Source organism: Kitasatospora sp. NPDC051705, assembly GCF_044453265.1.
Taxonomy (GTDB): domain Bacteria; phylum Actinomycetota; class Actinomycetes; order Streptomycetales; family Streptomycetaceae; genus Kitasatospora.
Genome location: NZ_JBITCO010000001.1, coordinates 565120 through 583213 on the forward strand (window position 1 = coordinate 565120; position 18094 = coordinate 583213).

Below are 18094 nucleotides of genomic sequence, written 5' to 3' on the forward strand. Positions count from 1 at the left end.
CCGGGTGGCGTCGTGCCGTCGGGCGGGCCGGGTGGGCGGTGCAGGCAGGGCGGGCGGTGCAGGCAGGGCGGGCGGGGCGGGCCGTCCGGGCGGGGCGGGCCGGGGGTCAGCCCGTGCAGGACGCCCGGACCGCGGACGCGGCGTGGTGGGCGTACGTCTTCGTGGAACCCGACCAGTCCAGGCCCCGGGTGTGCAGCATCACGGCGATCTTGCCGCCGCTGAGCGGGAACGTCCCCACCGAGACCCACTGGCCCCGGCTGGAGACCTGGTTGACGGTGAACGAGTCGATCGTCCCGGTGCCGGGCGCCGACTTGTTCTGCACGGAGTAGTACGTCGGGGCGCCGCCGACCGCCTTCACGTCCCCGCTGCCGGGCACGTAGACCGACAGCTTGCAGCTGCCCGTGGTGACCGGCGCGGTGTTGAACGTCCAGACCACCGAGTTGCCGTCGTCCTTGGCGTCGCCCGACATCGGCACCGAGTAGTAGGACCCGTTGCAGCCGTCGCCCGAGTAGCCGCCGGAGTTGGTGCGCCACCCCGACTGCCCGTTGTCGTACCAGCCGTACGACTGCGTGGTGGTGCTGCCGCCGCACGACGGTCCGGCCACGGCCGCGTAGGTCGGCGGCGGGGGCGGCGCCGGCTGGGCGGGCTTGGCCGCGGGCGGGGCGGGGGCCGGCGGGGCGGGCTGCGGGGCCGCGGGCGGCTGCTGCGCGGCCGGCGGCTGCTGGGGCGCCTGGCCCTGCTGCGGCTGGCTCTGCGGTGCCCCGGCGCCGCCACCGCCCTGCCCGGCCGGGGCGCCACCGGAGGTGCGGGCTGCGTCCGGCTTGCCGGTCGTCGCCGCCGGTGCGGGGCCCCCTGCGGCCACCCGGCCGGCGAACGGCACGGACTGCCCGCCACCGGCGCCCTGGTCCACCGGGGCACCGCCGGCGGCGGCCGCACCACCGGCCGCCGCCGCAGCGCCGTCACCGGGCGGCGGGCCCGCGGCGTCGACCGGCTGACCGGCCGCCACGGGCTGCTCGGCCGGCACGTTCCCGTGCGCGTCGGCACCCGGGACGAACCCGTTGCCGCCGTCCTGCTGCGTGTACCCGGCGGGCGGCGGGCCCTCCGCGCCGGACGGCCCCGGGTCCTCCCCGCCGAACTTCGCGATGCCGAGCGGCACACCGACCAGCACCAGACCCGCGATCACCGCGGCGGCCACCATCGGCCGGGAGATCCGGCGGGGGCCGCCGCTCTCCTCCTCCTCGCCCGGCGCCTCGCCGGGGACGGCGCTCACCCCGGCGGGCGCGCTGGCGGCGGTGGCGGCCGCCGCGGCGGGGGACGTCGTAGCGGGGGACGTCGTAGCGGGGGACGTCGCGGTGGCGGGGGTGGTGGCGGCTCGGGTCGGGGACGCCGTGGCAGCCGGCGCCGGGTCCGGGTCGGGCAGTGCGGGAGCCGCGCCGGAGGCGGGAGCGGCCTTCGCCTCGTTCGCGTTCACCCCGGCCTCGGGCGCCTCCTCGGCGACCGCCCCGACCGCCACCGCGGCAGCGCCCGCCGCGGAGACCGCCTGACGGGACGCCAGTTCCTCGGGCACGACCCACGCCACGGCGGGCAGCTGGATCCCGGCGCCCTCCGACCCCTCGGTCCGGCTCGCCCGGCCGCTCCGGTCCTTGCCCACCCTGGCCCCCTGGCCCTCGACGACGATCCTCGGCAGGGACCCGCCGCCGGCCCGGACCCGGTCGGGTCGGCCGGAACGACGCGTCCACCCGACTCGACGGCCGGAGCGCACCGGGAGGTTCAGCACCCGGCGAACTCGTCAGACGACCGGCGGCTCCCCGCCGCCACCGGTCCCGCCCCGGCCACGCCCACCCCGGCCACCGCCCCGGGGCGCGCCCCGGCCACCACGGCCACCGCCGCGCGGAACGTCGCCACCGGTCGGGGGCCGGACGGGCGTCGGGGTCGGCACCGGTGCCGGGGACGGCTGACCGGTGGGTGTGTCGTCGGCAGCGGTGTTCTCCGCTGCGGGCTCCTCCGTCGTGGTGTCCCCGGCCGTGTTCTCCTCGCGCTGTTCCCCGGTGTCCTGACCCTCGCTGTCCGTGCCCTCCGCGTCCGACTCCTCGCTGACCTCCCCCGGCTCGGAGTCCGACAGGTACGGCTCGTCGTGCTGCCCCAGTGGCGGCGTGTAGCCCTCCGGAGCAGTGATCCTCCCGTCCGTACCGAACAGCAGGGACTGCTGCTTGCCCTTCACCTGCACCGAGGTCCCGGTGATCTTCGCCGTCAGTGCCGCCCGCGCCTGCTCGTGCTTCATGAGGCACTCCGGCGCGGCCCAGTTGCCGAAGATCTTCCCGTGCGTGCCGCCCGTCACGACGACGAAGCCCAGATCCTTGGCGATGTACTCGTTGAAGACGGCGTGGGCCCAGTGGCAGGCCATGCAGTCGCGTTTGCGGCCGCCGATCGGCCAGGGCTTCAGCCTCGGCTCCTCCGCACGCTGCTTGCCCTTGTCCCGGGCCCGTGACGTGCCGCTGCTGCTCCCGGCGGCCGGGTCGTCCTCGTGGGTGGAACTCTCGTCGCCGGACTCCCCGGCCGTCTCCTCGGTCTCCTCCCCGGGCTCCTGCTCCGACTCGGCCTCCCGCTCCGCGGTCTCCTCCGCCTCCTTCGTCTTGCGCTCCTCCTCCGCCTTCCTCGCGGCTTCGAACTCCTTACGCATCTGCTCCTGCACCACGTTCAGGAGGTCCATCTCTCCGTGCACGCAGCCGGCTTCGGCGCGTTCGTTGGGCCTCCAGTTGATGCGGCTCGGGTCGATCAGCGCCCTGCGCACCGCGTCCAGGCCCGCGGCCTCGTCGACGTCGTCGCCCTTGCGCCGGTACCGACCGTCCCTGATCGCGCGGAGCTTCCCCAGGTCGTGGTTCATGGCCGGGTTCGGAACGTCGTCCAGACTCGACAGACGGTTCCTCGCACTGTCCTGCTTCTCCTTGGACATACCGGAGTTGCCCGCGACGTGGACCACCCCGTCGATGACGGTCAGGGCGATGTGCGGCGTTCCGGTCACCTTGAACGACAGGCCGACACCGAACCGGTCCGCGCCCATCATGACGCGGGACATCCGGTCCAGGGCCCGGCCGAAGGCGCCGCGCAGCGAGTCCGTCTCCTCCCCGAGCCGGGCGTCCAGGCTGGGCGGGCGCAGCTCCAGCGGGAACGCGGTGTGACCCGCCGTACCCGGCGTGCCCTTGACGACGTAGGCCACGCCGTCCCGGTCCTCCACCCGGGCCATGTGGTCCTGGTTCGTCAGCGGACGGCTCCCGCCACGTGCCACGGTCCCCCCGCCCCGGCCGCCGCGACCGCGACCGCGCGTCGACGGCGCCGACGCGGGGTGGCCGGTGTTGCCGGTGCCGACGTCGGCCCCGCGGCCACGGCCGCGACCGGCGCCGGACCCGCCTCGGCCGCCGCGCGTCGTCTCGGTCGGTGCCGGCGGACCCGCGTCGTTCCCGCGATGTCCCCGGCCCCGGCCCCGGCCCCGCTCCTGGCTTTGGCCCTGCTCCTGGCTTTGGCCCTGGCCCTGCGGACGTCCGCCCCGGGAGGCCGGGTGCGCCGAGGCGCCCACGACCGGGTTGAGCGCCTGCTGCACCAGATCGGCCATCGACGCCGAGTGGTCCGGCGCCTCCGGGGCCGCGTCCGGATCGTCCCCGAGCGGCTGCTCCTCCGGATGCCCCACGCCCTCCACACCGTGCACGAACTCGCGGAAGCCGCGCAGCATCGCGTCGTCCGCGGAGGTCTCGCGGACCGGGTTCGCCGGTACCGGGCGGCCACTGTCCGGGCGCTCCCCGTAGAGCCGTTCCAGGACCGGCAGGAGGGTGGGCAGGTGGTCGCGCACCCACCCGGCACCGTTGTTGCGCGGCCGGTCGGTGTCCGGGTCGTGGCCGTGGTTGGTGCCGAGGTAGGTGTTGGTCAGCTGGGCGAAGAACTCGTGCTCGTCCGTCGACGAGTAGTTGCCGACCAGGTGCCCGCCCAGGTCGTGCACCGGCCCGTCGGGCCAGGCCGCCGTCGACTCGGTGTCGAACAGCCCGCTCAGGGTGTCGGCCATGTGATTGTCGAGGAAGACCTCCCGTATGCGTTCGCGCTCCTCGTCGGTGAGGGCGAACGCGTGGAGGGCGTGGGCGAACTCGTGGGTGGCGGTGGAGTAGCCGTCCTCGAAGCCCGCCGCCTCGCCGACCGAGGTGTCCTCGCCGAGCAGGTTCTCCGCGGTCACGGCGACGTACCGGCCCTCGGTCGCGCCCCGCACGTCGTGCCAGCGGCGGAACGCTCCCGCCGCGCCCCCGGCGGCACTGCCGGCCAGATGGCGGAAGCCGTCGACCTCGGTGACCGGGACGTCGTTCGGCACGACCACCACCCGCACCCCTCGCCTCAGCAGGTCCGCGGCGACGTCGGGGTTGCCCAGCATCCGCTCCAACTGGGCGTGCGCGGCCTGCCGGGCGGCCACCGGCCGGTGCACCCCCGGGTCCACGTCCACCAGCAGGCGGGCGGCGACCACCGCGAACTCCTCCGGCAGCAGGCGCTCCCGGAGGGTCCCGACGAAGTCGGGGTCGGCCGCGAGCTCGCGACGTGCCCCGGGCGCGAGCGAGTCCAGCGTCAGCAGACGCTCCTGCGGACCCAGCGCCAGGAAGGCCTCCGCCGGCGGAGTCTCCTGAACCTGCGACGGCGGAAGCGGCTCGGGCTCGGGAAGCGGCTCGGGGTCAGGAAGCGGCTCGGGCTCGGGAAGCGGCTCGGGCACGGGCGAGGCGTCGGGGCGGGGCACCACCGGCAGAGGCTCGGTGACGGCCTCCTTGTCCCGCTCGTCCTGCTTCGCCTGCTCCTGCCGGCGCGCCAGCTCCGCGAGCCTGGCCGACTCGGCCTGCTGCCTGGCCAATTCCTCCCGTTCAGCCTGCTCCGCCTGCTGCCGGGCCAACTCCGCCAACCTGGCGAGCTCAGCCTTCTCGGCCGACTCCGCCTGCTGACGCGCCAACTCCTCCCGTTCAGCCTGCTCCGCCTGCTGCCGGGCCAACTCCGCCGACCTCGCCGCCTCGGCCTCTTCGGCCGCCCGCTGCGCCGCCGCGAGCTCCGTTGCGCTGCCCCCGGCACTGCCCCCGGTCCGGTCGCCCGGTGGCTCCGGCGGGCTCGGGACGCGGCCGAGGGTCTCGGCGATCCGTCCTGCGAGGTCGTTCGCCGACGCGTCCGGGACGGGCGGTCCGGTCTCCTCCTCCTGGTCGGGCGGCAGGTCGTAGGGGTCGGACGGCCGGCGGCCGGTGAGCCAGTTGTCCGGGGTGAAGTAGGTGTCGTCGGGGCCGGTGTGCTGCCGGGTGACCGACCGCTTCGGGACGGCGACCAGCACCGGGACGTCGCCGACCACGGTGTGCGGCCGCCACGACCAGGGTCCGGTGCGGTGCTGGAAGGAGAAGGTGAACTTGGCGTACCCCTCGAAGCGCACCAGCGGCTCGGGGAACTTGGAGTTCGTCACGGACCTCTCGGCGACGGTGCGTTCGCCTCCGGTGCGGCGCCCCGCGCCGCCGCCGAAGGTGATGCCGCCCATGATCTTGCCCTTGACCTTGGAGAACTCCAGACCGAACTGGCCCATGAGCTGGGTCATCCGGGAGGCCAGCGCGCGTTCGGTGAACCGGGTCGACACCTCGGCGGACTGGGAGATCTCCGACTTCGGCTCCTCGCGGCCCCGGCCGAGTGCGACCAGCTCCGCCCGCACGGTCACGCTCACCGTGTCGACGAAGCCCAGCCGGACGGTGCGGACCAGCGTCCCGCCCGCCGTCAGGTCGGGCAGGACGTCGATGAGGGTCCCGCGGTCGAAGGCGCGCCGGAGCCGGCGTGCGTCCGCCGAGTCCGGGTCCAGCCGGAACAGGTTCCGGCCGAGGGTGCCGAGCAGGTTCCGCAGCGAGCCGACGTCGGGCAGGTCCACGAGCAGGTCCTCGGCGCCGAGCCCGCTCCACACCTCCCGGGGCGGCACGAGGTGGGTGGTCGTCGGGACGGCCCCGCGGGGCGCCCGCAGCGATTCCTCGCCGGTGTCGGGGGCCCGGTGGCGCGCCTGCGCCGGCGTCCCGACCACCTGGGTGTCGGAGGTCTCCAGCAGCACGTCGAAGCCGAACTCGACGGTGGCGGTGGCCGCCCGGCGCGCACGCCCGGACCGTCGGTCCGCATCCGGCACCGGCCGTGGCGTCGGCGCGGAGCGCGCCGCGTCGCGGATCCGCTGGTTCTGCCGGTCCAGCTCCTCGACGAAAGGCCGGGGCAGGGGCGCGCCCGCGGGCAGGCCGGCGGCCGGGCGGAGCGCGCGCTGGCGCTGCTGTTCGGCGCGGGCCGCCGGCGGGAGGGTGCCGCGGACGGGCCGGGGCCTGCCCCTGCGGCGCAGCTCCACCTGGAGCACGCCGGTGCCCGTGAAGACGCTGCCGGGGACCTTGGTCTTGGTGGCGGTGCCGGTCCGTCCGGCGCCGTCGTGCTCGGTGATCCGTTCCTGGCCCCGGACGTGGCTCAGCGTGCCGCCGAGGACGAGGGAGACGGGCAGCGCGCCCACCGGGTCCGTGGTCACCACCAACCGCCCGGCGACTCCGTCGTCCGTGGCCGTGTTGTGGCCGGTCCGGCCGTCGGGGCCGCCCTGGGCGACGCCGCCGGCGCCGCCGGCGGCGAACTCGGTCTCCGTCGTGTCCGCCGTGTGCCGGATCTCCCGCACACCGGCCCAGCGCAGGACCACCGTGCCGCCGGGCACCTTGACGAAGTGCTCCTGGCCGGCCATCAGCGCGCGCATCCTGGACTGCACGGCGCCGGCCCGGAGGAGGGGTTCCAGCGTGCTCCGCACCCGTTCCCAGCCGGCGCCGTAGACGCTCCGGCCCGGCCGGTCGAGCTGGTCCAGCAGCGACGGGCGGTGTCCCGACCCGGGCTGCGGAGGCACAGGCACGGGCTGCGGCGCCGGCTGCCGAGACACCGGCCCGGGCTGCGGCGCCGGTCCGCGGTCCGGCTGCGGGGTGGGCCGGTCGTGCCCGGAGGGGAGGGCCCGGGGCTCCGGTGCCCAGACCCGCAGCAGCACGTCGGAGCCGCCGAGCACCCCGGAGTCGACGATCCGCCGGGGCACCGAGCGGTGTTCGGCGGGCGCCGGGGCCAGCCCCGTCTTCGGGTCGACGGGCAGTTCGCGGACGGGGAAGACCACGTCGATCCCGGTGACGGCGGTCGTCGGACCGGAGGCGTCGGCGAGCCGCTGCCGGACGGCCCGGCCGACCAGCACGGACGGCCGGTTCGACGTCACCACGACGGACAGCTCGACGGTCACGTCCCCCGTGAACCGGGCCGCCCGCTCGACGGTCTTCTCCTTCTCGGAACGGCTGGTCACCGTGTCGCGGGTGGTGCCCACCGTCCCGTGGGCGGCGGAGGTCTGGCTCAGCGTCACCGCCACGTGCGGGAACGTGCCGTCGACCGCCGCCGTCGCGGTGGCTCCGCCGCGCGTGTCGCGCAGGGTGCCGGTGGAGGAGACGGTCTCGCCGCCGCGCTCGAACTCGCACTTCTCGATCAGGCCCCGGTACTCCCGCATGGTCGCCGCGGCGCGCAGGAGCCGGACCTCGGCGGTGTAGCCCCGGTGCGAGACGGTCACCGTCCACCCGGCGCCGGTGGTGAGGGCCGCCAGCCGGGGGCGCAGCGAGGTCTCGTCGAGGTGGGGGGCGAGCGCGGCCTCGACCCAGGCCCAGTGCCGGCCGAAGACCGGCCGGAGCCGGGCGCCCACGGCGTCCAGGACGGCCCGGACGTCGTGCAGGCCGAGGACGGGGTCGGAGGCGCCGAGCTCCCCGGTCCGGGTGACCCGGTCCGGGGGTTGCACGGCGAGCGGCTCGACCGGGCGGGGCAACACGGCGGGAGGGCGGACGTCGGCCTGCTGGTCGCCGGAGGGCTGGTGCTCGCCCGGCGACGGGTGGTCGCCGGGGGCCTGCTGCCCGCCGGCCTCCTCGCCCTGCCCGGTGGGCGGGACGTCGGGGCGGGTGAAGACCAGGCGGGACGGGCCGCCGTCCGCCGCGGTCGGGTGCGGCGTCGTCAGGGACCTGGGGAGCGCCAGCAGGGCCCGGACGACGGCCCGTTCGGACGCGGTCGGTGCGCCGGCACCGTCGTGCGCGACCCTGACGTCGACCTCGACGTCGGCCAGGTAGACGACCATCGGCTCGGCGAACTTGGCGTTGGCGGAGCCGCCGGCGCTGTCCGCGGCCCGGTCGCCGCGGCGCGAGCGCGCGGCGTAGCCGCCTCCGCCGGTGGCCGCGACGGTGGTGTCGGCCGCAGGGAACCGGGGGCCGCCCTGGAGCCGGCCGGCCGCCGAGCGGAAGGTGTTGCGCCGGTCCCCGCTGCCGGCCGTCCACTCGTTCACGATGTTCAGCTCGGCCTCGTCGAACGCCCGGACGTAGGCCAGCCGCCGGACCTCGGCGCCGGCGAGCACCAGGGCGTCCGGCTGCCCGGCCCGCACCAGCAGCGGCGAACGCAGGTCGATGCCGTGGCTCATCCCCGGGAGCAGTGCCGCGAGCCGTTCGCGGCGGAAGGCCCCGCGCACGGCCGGGCCGAGCGCCGTCCAGCCCTCGGCACCGAAGGTGCGCCGGCCCAGGCCCTCCAGGACCTCCGTCAACCCGGGGAGCGCGTCGGGCCCGTCCTGGGGGCCGGACGGGAGGACGTCGAGCACGACGGCGCCCGTCGGCAGCCCGGTGCGGCCGTGGGCCGGGTCGGGGCCCCACACCTGGGGTGCGGGCATCCGGGCGGCGGTGCCGGGCGGCAGCACGGGCGCCCGGAGCGGCCCGGGCTCGTCGTCGGTACGGAACGTCCGCCCCGCTTCGCCGGCCTCGCACTCCGCGGCCTGGAAGAGCACCTGGAACCCCAGGTCCGCCCTCGCCCGGTCGGGGCCGACGGCGCCGGTCCGGTCCCGGTGGGCGAGCGAGAGCCGGACGACGCCGTCGAAGATCGCGCCCGGGACCTTGGCCTTGAGCGCCGCACCCGTCCGCTGCGCGTTCTGCCCGACGGTGTTCCGGTCGCTGCCGCGCTGCCCGGTCAGCACGCCGCTGCCCGTGCCGCTGACGGGATCGTCCTTCCCGGTTCCGGAGACCTTGGCCGAGAACCCGAGCCCCAGGGTCACGGCCCTGGTGCTGGAGGAGGTGACGGCACCCGTCGCGTCGGCACCGGTGTTGAACTCGCTCGGGTCGGTGTTGCGCAGGTGCACCAGCTCCAGGACCGTCGCCGAGACAAGGACGCTGCCCCGGCCCTCCGCCAGCGGGACCTCCAGCGGCTCCCCCGCGGTCATCGCCCTGAGCTGCGCCTGCAGACTGGGCAGGTCGAGCTGCGCGAGGAGCTCGGCCCGCACCGCGGGCCAGTCATCGCCGAACCGCCGCCGGCCGAAGGCCTCCAGCCCGGTGTCCGCGTCCGCGGGCCCGAACAGGGCGGTGTGCCCGTCGGCGCGGTCGCCGCGCCCGTACCGGGTGCGGACGTCCTTGACCACGTCCACCCCGCCCAGCGCCGCCGTGCGGAGCACCCGGGCCGGCGGGGCGTGGTGGGTCGTCGGCGACGGCGCGTCACCGCCGGCCTCCGCGGCCGGGGTGACGACCCGCGCCGACAGCCGCACCGACACCGGCCCCTCCTGCCCGGGCCGGGGGGCGGCCGCCACCACCGGGGTCCGCGACAGCGGGCGGGCCGGTGTGCGCACGCCCGGGACGGCGGAGAAGTCGAGGTCGAGAAGGATCTCCGCGTCGACCCACAGCACCGGCTCCGCCGTCTTGCTGCGGTGCGTCAGCCGCCCGGTCGAGGCGACCGCCGTCCCCTCGGCGCGTTCCGCGACGCGGGTCGCCGGACCGGTCACGCCGACGGCCGAGGCCGGCTTCCCGCTGACCACCAGCCCCCCGGCCCACCGGGTGCGGCTCTCGCGCAGCGCGCCCGTCCCCGCGGACGAGTCACCGCCGTCCTCGAACTCGAACTTCTCCGTCCGGTGCGCGGTGACCGCCCGCACCACCGTGGCACCGACCCGCAGCAGGCCCGGCCCACCGCCGAGGTCCAGCGGCAGCAGCAGGTCGTCGCCCCTGGTCATCCGGGACAGGTGGGGCTGCAGGGTGCGCACGTCGAGCTGCTCGGCCAGCCGCTTCCGGATCTCCTCACGCCGGCCCGCCGACACGCCCGCCGGCAGGTGCGCGAGCACGGCCTCCACGACCCGGCCGTTCGCACCGTGGACCAGCACCACGCGGTCGCCCGCGCTGATCCATCCCTCCTCGGTCATCCGGCGGGGCGGGGCGGGCAGGGGCGGGAGCGGAGTCGGGAGCGGGGTCGGGGCCGGGACGGTGGCGGGCTGCTCCTGCGGGGGGACGGGCGGCTTGGTCGGCTCCTCCCCCTCGTGGTGCTCCTCCTCGGGGTTCTCGTCCCCCTGGAGCCGGTCCTCCTGCGGCGTGTCCGCCTCCTTCGGCGGCTCGTGCTTCGGCGGCTCGTGCTGCGACGGCTCGTGCCCGTGGCTCTCCTGGACCGGCTCGTTCGGTGGACCCGCCGGGCGGGTCACCCAGGTGAGCGCGCTGTAGTGCGCGCCGCGGATGTCGGCGGGGTTGGAGCGGTGCACGTCGACGGTCCGCGCGGCCTCGGGGTTCAGCACGAAGGACCTGCCGTGGTCGTCGTGCACCACCAGGCGCACGGCCAGGGCGTGCGCGACGACCTGCGCGATCTCGTCGTAGAAACGGCTGCTCCACAGCGACCGGTTGCGCACCGCCATGTCCACCAAGAGGCTGAGCGGCTGGTCGCGGAGGTCCGCGAGGGTCAGCCGCCGGGGATCGGTGTCACCGTCGTGCACCCACAACGTCCCTGCGAGCGCGGGAAGCTGCTCCAGCATCCGGCTCCAGGCGGCGTCCGCGTCCGCCGCGGGCGCCCCGGCGGCGAAGACCGCCCGCAGGTGCTCGACCAGGTCCTCCCGACCCACGCCGTCGAACGCCGTTCCGGCGATCGCCCGCACCTGACGCTCCGTCAGATCGTCGAGCAGGAAGTGCAGCGGGCTCTGCTCCCGGGAGTCGATGCTCTCCCGCAGCGGAGCGCCCGCCGGGCCCCGGAACCAGTGCGAGACGACCCTGCGGGCGTCCCGGGCACCGAGGTCACGGTGCTCCCAGGGGCCGAGCCGGCGGTCCGCGCCGGCCAGCACCGCGGTGAACAGGCAGTCGCCGTCGCCCGGGGTCTCCAGGACGTCGAAGGACGACCCGTCCGCCCGCGTCACCCGCCGCACCACGCGGTGGCCCGGCCCTGCCTCCGGCCCGTCCGATGACGGCTGGTCGTCCTGCAGGAACCCGCCGAGCCCTCCGACACGCCGGGAGTCCTTGGACTTCCTGGTCTTCTTGGTCGATTCCGGCTCGACGGGCGGGTGCGAGCCCCGCTCCGTGTCCGGCTCCGTCCCCGGCACGAACTTGACCCAGCGCCCGCGCGTGCCGTGTTCGTCGCTGAGGATGCCGAGCTGGGCGACACGCTGTCCGACGGCCACGTGGATGGTGGTCGTGGACGCCCAGACCACGCGGCCGGTGGCCTCGGCGAGCTCCTGCGCGACCGCCTTCCCGCTGTCGCCCAGGGCTCCCGCCTGGCACGCGAGCAGCACGATCTGTGTGTCCGGCGGCATTCGCCGGAAGCTGGGACGCCGACGCACGACCTGGCCGAGCCCCGTGCCCGAGACGTACACCTTCTTCTTGTTCCCGTTGGCCGGCTGCCCGGACAGCGTCGGCAGTATGGCCGCCAGGTGCGTGGCGTGCGTCATGACGGTGTAGATCGGCGCCGAGACGTCCCAGGGGACGAGGCCGATGGAGCCGAGGTCCGGATCGTCCGACGCGGCCGCCAGCGTGGGATTGTCCCGGAAGTCGGAGGACAGGTACTCGAAGTGCGGACTGGTCGGATCGAAGCCGTCACGCACTGCTTCCCACTCCCGGGTGAGCGAGTCGTCCCGGAAGAAGCGGCCGCCCGACTGCCTGCCCAGCGGGAAGAGGATGGGCTGACTGTCGAGGTCGTCCTCGTCGACGATGTCCGGCTTCTTCGCGTCGACCCGGCGCCCGTTCTCCTTGGTGACGCCCTTGGTCGGGATGCTGGAACCCTCGGGCGCCTCCGGCATCGTCGGATCCGGCGGGACCTCCTTGATCCAGAAGCCCCGTTCGGCCTTCGCCCCGCCCTTGCCCTTCAGGTCGGAGCGCAGCCTTCCCCGGACCCGGATCTGGCCGTCCGTCAACGTCGTCGCCACCGAACTGGTCCACACCGTCCGTCCGGTCGCCGCGGCCAGCGCCCGCGGGAACACCAGGTCCGTGCCGAGGTCGGAGGGTCCGACCAGAACCAGCGGGGTCTCCGGGGCGAGGACGTCGCCCGGCAGGTCGGCCGCCACGGCCTTGGCGAGGTCGTCGGGGTCGAGGTCCGACAGCTTCGTGGGGATCAGCAGGAGGAAGGGCTCGTGCCCGGTGATCTCGGTCAGGCTGTAGTTCTTGTTCTTCTGCTCCTTGGCGTCCTGATCCTCCGGGTCGCTCCCGTCCTCGGCGTCCTTCGCCGGCTTCGTCGATTTCGGGGGCTTCGCAGCCTTCTCAGGCTTCGCGGGCTTCTCCGGCTTCGCGGACCTGGCCTTCTTCCCGGCCTGCACGGCGGTCGTGGCGCTCGGCAGGCTCTCCGCCGCCGCGCCCTCCGCGGTGACGTCCGGAGCCGCCACGCTCCGCTCCACCGGCTGGTACGGCCCGTCGACGGGCTTCACCGGCGAGGACCAGTGATAGATGCTGCGCACGTCATCGGCCACGGCGGGCAGCTCGTCGGGCCAGGCCCGGGCCCGCAGCAACAGGCCGACCGTGACGCCTCCGGACGTGGTCAAGGGGCGGGTCTGATAGCGCTTCTGCCGTTTGTCCGGCTCCTCCTTCGCCTCACCGGCGCCCTCGGAGAGGGGCTCGGGGAGCGTCTGCGGCGCGGCCGTCTCGCCGGACGCCGACTGCTCCCCCTGCAGCGCGGCCGGGAGCAGGACTTTCAGCAGGGCATCCCGCAAGGCGGACCCGCTCAGGGACGGATCGATCGCTCGGATCGCGTCCACGACGGCCTTCAGGTGCTCCGGCGACGGGCGCTGCCGGTCCGGCAGGCCGTGCAGGTCGTGTGCCATGCCCGCCAGCCAGCCGCCGGTCAGGTAGGCGACCCTCATCCGGTAGTGGTCGCGGGCGAGTTGCTCCAGTCGCCGGAGCGCCCTGACCCTGTCGAGGTCGCGCGTGATCGCCTCCGGGGCCACGTCCCGGTGGTAGAGGTCGTCGTGGATCTTCAAGAGTGCACCGGCGGCGAGCCGTTCCCGCGAGGAGGGCGCGGATGCCGAGGACTCCTCGCCGGGCGGCACCACGGCAGGGTCACCGGTCGTGGTGGGCTCCTCGGCCAGCTCGCGCGCGACCTCGTCCAGTGCGTCCCGGGTGACCGTGCCGCCCGCACCGTCGATGCCACGGGTGAGGATCGCCGCCGGTGAGGTGGGAGGCGTGGTCACCGCGGGCTTCTTGGCCCGTCCGGAGAAGCTCGTCGTGTCGTCGTCGTAGTCGTCGTCGTACTCGTCGTCGGTGCTGTCAAAGTCCTCGTCGTAGACGCTGTCGTCATCCTCTCCGTAGACGCTGTCGTCGTCCTCCCCCAGGAGGTGCCTCGCCACCGTCCGTCGGACTTCGGAGGCGGCGTCGGACCGATCCCGTTCGCCGCTGCCACGGGGGAAGTCCGGCATCAAGCCTCGACGGGCCAACGACTCGACGTTCACACCCAGTTCGGCGGCCAGCCGGTGCCAGGGGTCTGCCAGTCCGTCCGCCTCGTACCGGGCGAGCAGGGCGCGGGCATCGGCGAGCGAGAGGTCCCCGTGCTCGCCGGAGCTGCCGCCCGACTTGTCCCGCAGGTCAGCCAACAGCCGCTGCCAGTCGGCTTCTTCGGCAGCCTTCCGGCTCTGCCGGGCACTCTCCCGCGTCGCCCGGTGGGCAGCCTGCCGCTCGGCATCGCGCTGCTCCTCGCGGGCCTGCTCGTCGGCGAGGAGACGCTTCTGCTCCTCCAGGGCCTCCGCGCGCGCCCGGGCCCTGGCCGTCGCGTCGGCCTCCCGCTGCGCCTGCCGCTCGGCCCTGCGCTGCTCCGCCTCGGCGGCCTCCCGGGCCCGCTGTGCGGCGCGTTCGCGGGCCTGCGGGTCGTTCGTCTGCTCCTCGCGTCGGCGCTCGGCGGCCTGGTGGCTCGCGCTCTGCTGACCGGACTCGGTGGCCCGCCCGTCGCGGGTGGCGTCCTTCCCCCCGAGGACGTGGCCCTGGCCGGGGAAGTCGCCGCGCTCCTTCGGGGGTGCCGCGGGCGGGCGCTCCTCCCGCGGGCCGTCACCGGGCCCGTCCGTCAACCGGTGCCCCTGACCCGGGAACCTGTCCGGGGCCGTGGGGGTGTCCGAGCCGCCGGGGTGCTCGGGCCCGGCAGGCCCGGGTACCACCTGCGTCCGGCTGCCCTCGGACTGCCGGCGGGTCTGCACACCGGATTCGGACGGAGCCGAACCCGCCTGGTCGCGGCCACCGGAGCCCTTGTTGGGCGCGACGGCACCGGAGTCGTCGCCGTCCCTCTCCTTGAGCTCGTTGAACGCGACGATCCTGGACCTGCGCGGAGGCCGCGGCTTTCCGTCGTCGCCGTCACGGCGCGGGCCCTCGGAGGGCGAATCGGCGGTCGGCTTCCGGTCCCCCTTCAACTCCGCCTGACGATCCAGGAACGCCGACACCCGCTCACCACGCGGCCCCGACGCAGACCCACCCAAACCATCCCCACGACCCGAGAACGGCACCACCGGCGGCACCTCACCACCGCCATCACCATCACCACGCGGGCTCTCCGACGGCGAATCCGCCGTCGGCTTCCGGTCCCCCTTCAACTCCGCCTGACGATCCAGGAACGCCGACACCCGCTCACCACGCGGCCCGTGCGACGCCCCGTCCAACCTGTGCCCCCCACCCGAGGACGGCACCACCGGATCGGCCTCCTCGGAGGCCTTGTCCGCCGTCGGGCGCCGCAAGTCCCGGAGTTCCGCCTGGCGGTCGAGGAACGCCCGCCGCAGCTGCTCCTGCAGCGATTCGGCTTTCTTGGGCTGGTCGTTCTGCGGGCCGGGGCCTTCCGGTTCGGGGCCCCTTCCGCCGTCGGGGTCGGGGTGGGTCCCGGGCGGCGGGCCGTCACCGTCGCCTTCCCCGGACGGGTGCGGCGGCTTCCGCTCGGGCCTCGGGTCAGCCTTCGGGTCCGGCTTCGGGTCAGCCTTCGGATCCGCCTTCGGTCCGTCGCCCGTCGTGGCCGTGTTCCCGGACTCCGTGGCGCGGCGGGTCGGCGGCTCCGGGACCTTCCGGTTGCCGCCGGCGCCGCCGCTTCCGCTGCCGCTCCCGTCGCCGGGCGCGTTCCCCCTGGGGTTCCCGTTCCCGCCACCGCCGCCCTCCGCGGTCGCGCGAGCGCCCTGCGAGGTCGACCCCGCGTTACCGTCCGCACCGCCGCGGGAGGAGGACTCCGTCGAGACGGACGGCTTCCCGCCCGTCTCCTTCGCGTTCTCGGGGCCGCTCTTCGCCGATCCGCCGCCCTCGGTGCGGGGCGGGGTGAGCGAGGTGGTGCTGCCGCCCTCGAGGCCGGTCCGGTGCGCGCCGCCGCCCTCGGTGGGGCCGGGGACGTGCTCACCGAGCCTGGGCACCGGGAACGGCACGGCGTGGCCCGACAGGTTGGTGGCCAGCGAGAGCAGGGTCAGGGGGTGCAGCGGGCCGAAGTACTTGCTGGCGCCCGGGGGGATGTCGGCGTGCTGGAGGCTGTCGACGAACCTGACGTACTTGGTCATCAGGGGCGAGGCCGCCGCGTGCAGCAGGTGGCGTGCGCCGCCCATCAGGAAGCCGGCGAGGAAGCTCGCACCGCTGGCGGTGAACTGGTGCTCCGGCTCGAAGATCAGGTTGTAGAAGCCCTCGCTGAGGTACTGGTTGGCGCCCATCTTGACCTGCTCGCCCAGCGCGTGGCCGAGCACGAACATCGTGTTCAGCTTGTCGACGCGCCCGGCGAGTTCGGGCAGTTTCTCGGCGAGCAGGCGCAGTTCGCCGTTGGCCACCCTGGAGTTCTCGGCGATCTCGCGCAGGGCGGTGGCGAGGGCCGCGCGGCTCTCCGGCGACTTGGCCCACTTCTCGACGAAGGCCTCGCCGAACCTGGTGCCGAGCTGCCGGGCGAGGTCCTTGCCGATGCCGTCGCCGAGGTGCTTCTCGAAGGAGGTGGCCAGGCTCTCGGTGAACCGGGCGCCGGCGTTGGCGCCGCTCTTGCCGCCGGCGGTGAAGCCCCTGCCGAGGAAGGAGGAGTTCTCCCGGAGGATCTTGTCGATGCTGGCGGCGAACCGGTTGGCGGCCTCGTCGCCGAGGGCGTGTCCGGCGCCCGCCCCGGCCTCCTTGCCGCCGACGCTGCCGAGTTCCTTGCCGCCGACGTTGCCCAGCTCCTTGCCCCCGAGGTTGCCGAGCTCCTTGCCGCCGATCTTCCCGAGGTCTCCGGCGCCGGCCTTGGCGAGGCCGCCGGCGAGGCCCTTCAGCGAGTTGCCCAGCTCCTTCTGGACGAACAGCTTGCCGATCCCCATCCCGAAGAGCTTCCCCAGGCCCATGCCGAGCAGGTGGAGCGGTCCGGCGATCACGCCGCTGATCGCGCCGAAGATCGCGGCCTGCTTGGTGAGGTCCTTGTCCCACTCGTGCCGGTTGCCCTGGGCGAACTGGATGCCCTGGATGATGCCGTCGAGCACCAGCGCGCCGAGGACACCGAAGAAGGTGTGGGTGAGGATCACCTGGAGGAGCTTCTTCAGCAGGGCGATGATGATCGCCTTCGCCGCCTGTTTGGCGCCCTCGACGGCGAGCAGCGAGGCGCCGCCGGTGAACGGGGCCCAGAAGATGGCCAGGGCGATCTCGATGACCAGTTGGACGATCTGACCGATGATCATCCACTTCGTGTACTCGACGGTGTTCGCGACCTTCCCCGCGAACTCGCCCAGCTCGTGGCAGAGCCTGCCGGCCGTGGTCAGGTAGTCGTCCTCACCCGAGCTGCCGATGAACCGGCCCATCTCGCGGGTGAAGGCGTCCGCCGCCTCACCCTCGAACTGCTGCTGGCACACCGCCACCAGCTCGGCGATGTACTCCCTGAGCTTGGGCAGGTCCTCGGACAGCGCCTGGTAGTCGTCGCGGACGTCCCGCAGCTCCCCCTCCTTGGACTCCGGCCACGGCATCCCGGTGAGGATGTGGAAGAACGACGCGACACCGGGCGAGACCTGGAGCGTGGAGTGGGCCATGGCGGGGGGAGCCTCCGGGCGTGGAGCTGCTGGTGCGGGGTGGGGAGGGCGCCTGCCGGACACGCCTCAGTGGCGCCGGGGGAGGCTCACTTCACGAGGTCGGTGGCGTGCTGGTCGGTCGCATCGAACAGGTCGGCGGTGTCCTGGCCGTGCCGGGAGATGCTCAGCAGCTTGTTACGGATGCCGTCGACCAGGTTGGTCAGGTTCTCCGTCGGCTCGTCGACCTTCTCGTGGTACTGCTTGCCGATCTGGTCGGATCCGGCGGCCGTGCGGTTCTTCGCTCCGACCTCGACGATCTCGACCTTGACCTTCTCGACCAGCTCCGACATCTCGTCGAACTTGCCGAAGGCGGACTTGAGGTCCTCGAGCTTCATCAGCCGCTTAGCCATTGAACTCCTCCTGCCGGTGGGAGGGCCGGGCCGCGTCGGCGCCCGGCCGCATGGCGGTGAGCGGCGCCAGCAGTGCGTCCAGGTCGAGGCCGCTCACCACCGAGAGGAGTTCGTCCTCCCCCTCGCCGGCGACGGCCAGCCGCAGCGATTCACCGACCCCGTCGAAGGCCCGCATGGACCGGCTGATCTGTTCCCCCATCCGTGCCTTGGCCTCGTTCAGCACGTCCTTGAGGACGGCGGCGAGCTGGGCGGGGGCCATCTCCTGGTACGCGGTGGTGTGGAAGGTGAGCGCGAGGACCTCGCCCTGCGAGCCGACCTGCGCGGTGACCGTCCGGTCCTTGGACGTCGCCGAGGCGGTCGCGGCCTGCAGCTCGCGCGCCGTCTCGGCCATCCTGGCCTGCTGTTCCTCCAGGGCAGCCATCGCCTGCGCGAGGTGCTGCTCGATCGAGAACGTCATCTC

4 protein-coding genes are annotated in these 18094 nt (G+C 74.7%); all 4 read right to left on the reverse strand.

Features of this window, described 5'->3' with window-relative positions; translation table 11 throughout:
• Positions 1-106 precede the first annotated feature (106 nt).
• The gene (locus tag ACIA8Q_RS02585; RefSeq protein WP_360216887.1) at positions 107-1651 is read right to left on the reverse strand and encodes a hypothetical protein; all 1545 of its coding nucleotides are present in this window, start codon (positions 1649-1651) and stop codon (positions 107-109) included.
• A 138-nt stretch (positions 1652-1789) separates the two neighbouring features.
• Positions 1790-17245, reverse strand: coding sequence for a hypothetical protein (locus ACIA8Q_RS02590; protein WP_396316642.1), 15456 nt, complete (start codon positions 17243-17245; stop codon positions 1790-1792).
• 86 nt (positions 17246-17331) lie between these two features.
• Positions 17332-17634, reverse strand: a complete 303-nt coding sequence (locus ACIA8Q_RS02595; protein WP_360216881.1) for a hypothetical protein — start codon at positions 17632-17634, stop codon at positions 17332-17334.
• Positions 17627-18091, reverse strand: coding sequence for a YbaB/EbfC family nucleoid-associated protein (locus ACIA8Q_RS02600; RefSeq protein WP_396316643.1), 465 nt, complete (start codon positions 18089-18091; stop codon positions 17627-17629). The genes ACIA8Q_RS02595 and ACIA8Q_RS02600 overlap by 8 nt, the downstream gene beginning before the upstream one ends.
• Positions 18092-18094: the final 3 nt, after the last annotated feature.

Bases quoted from the DNA above. Each gene is read 5' to 3' on its own strand.
- ACIA8Q_RS02590 (WP_396316642.1), bottom strand. From the start codon at position 17,245: ATGGCCCACTCCACGCTCCAGGTCTCGCCCGGTGTCGCGTCGTTCTTC.
- ACIA8Q_RS02595 (WP_360216881.1), bottom strand. From the start codon at position 17,634: ATGGCTAAGCGGCTGATGAAGCTCGAGGACCTCAAGTCCGCCTTCGGC.
- ACIA8Q_RS02600 (WP_396316643.1), bottom strand. From the start codon at position 18,091: ATGACGTTCTCGATCGAGCAGCACCTCGCGCAGGCGATGGCTGCCCTG.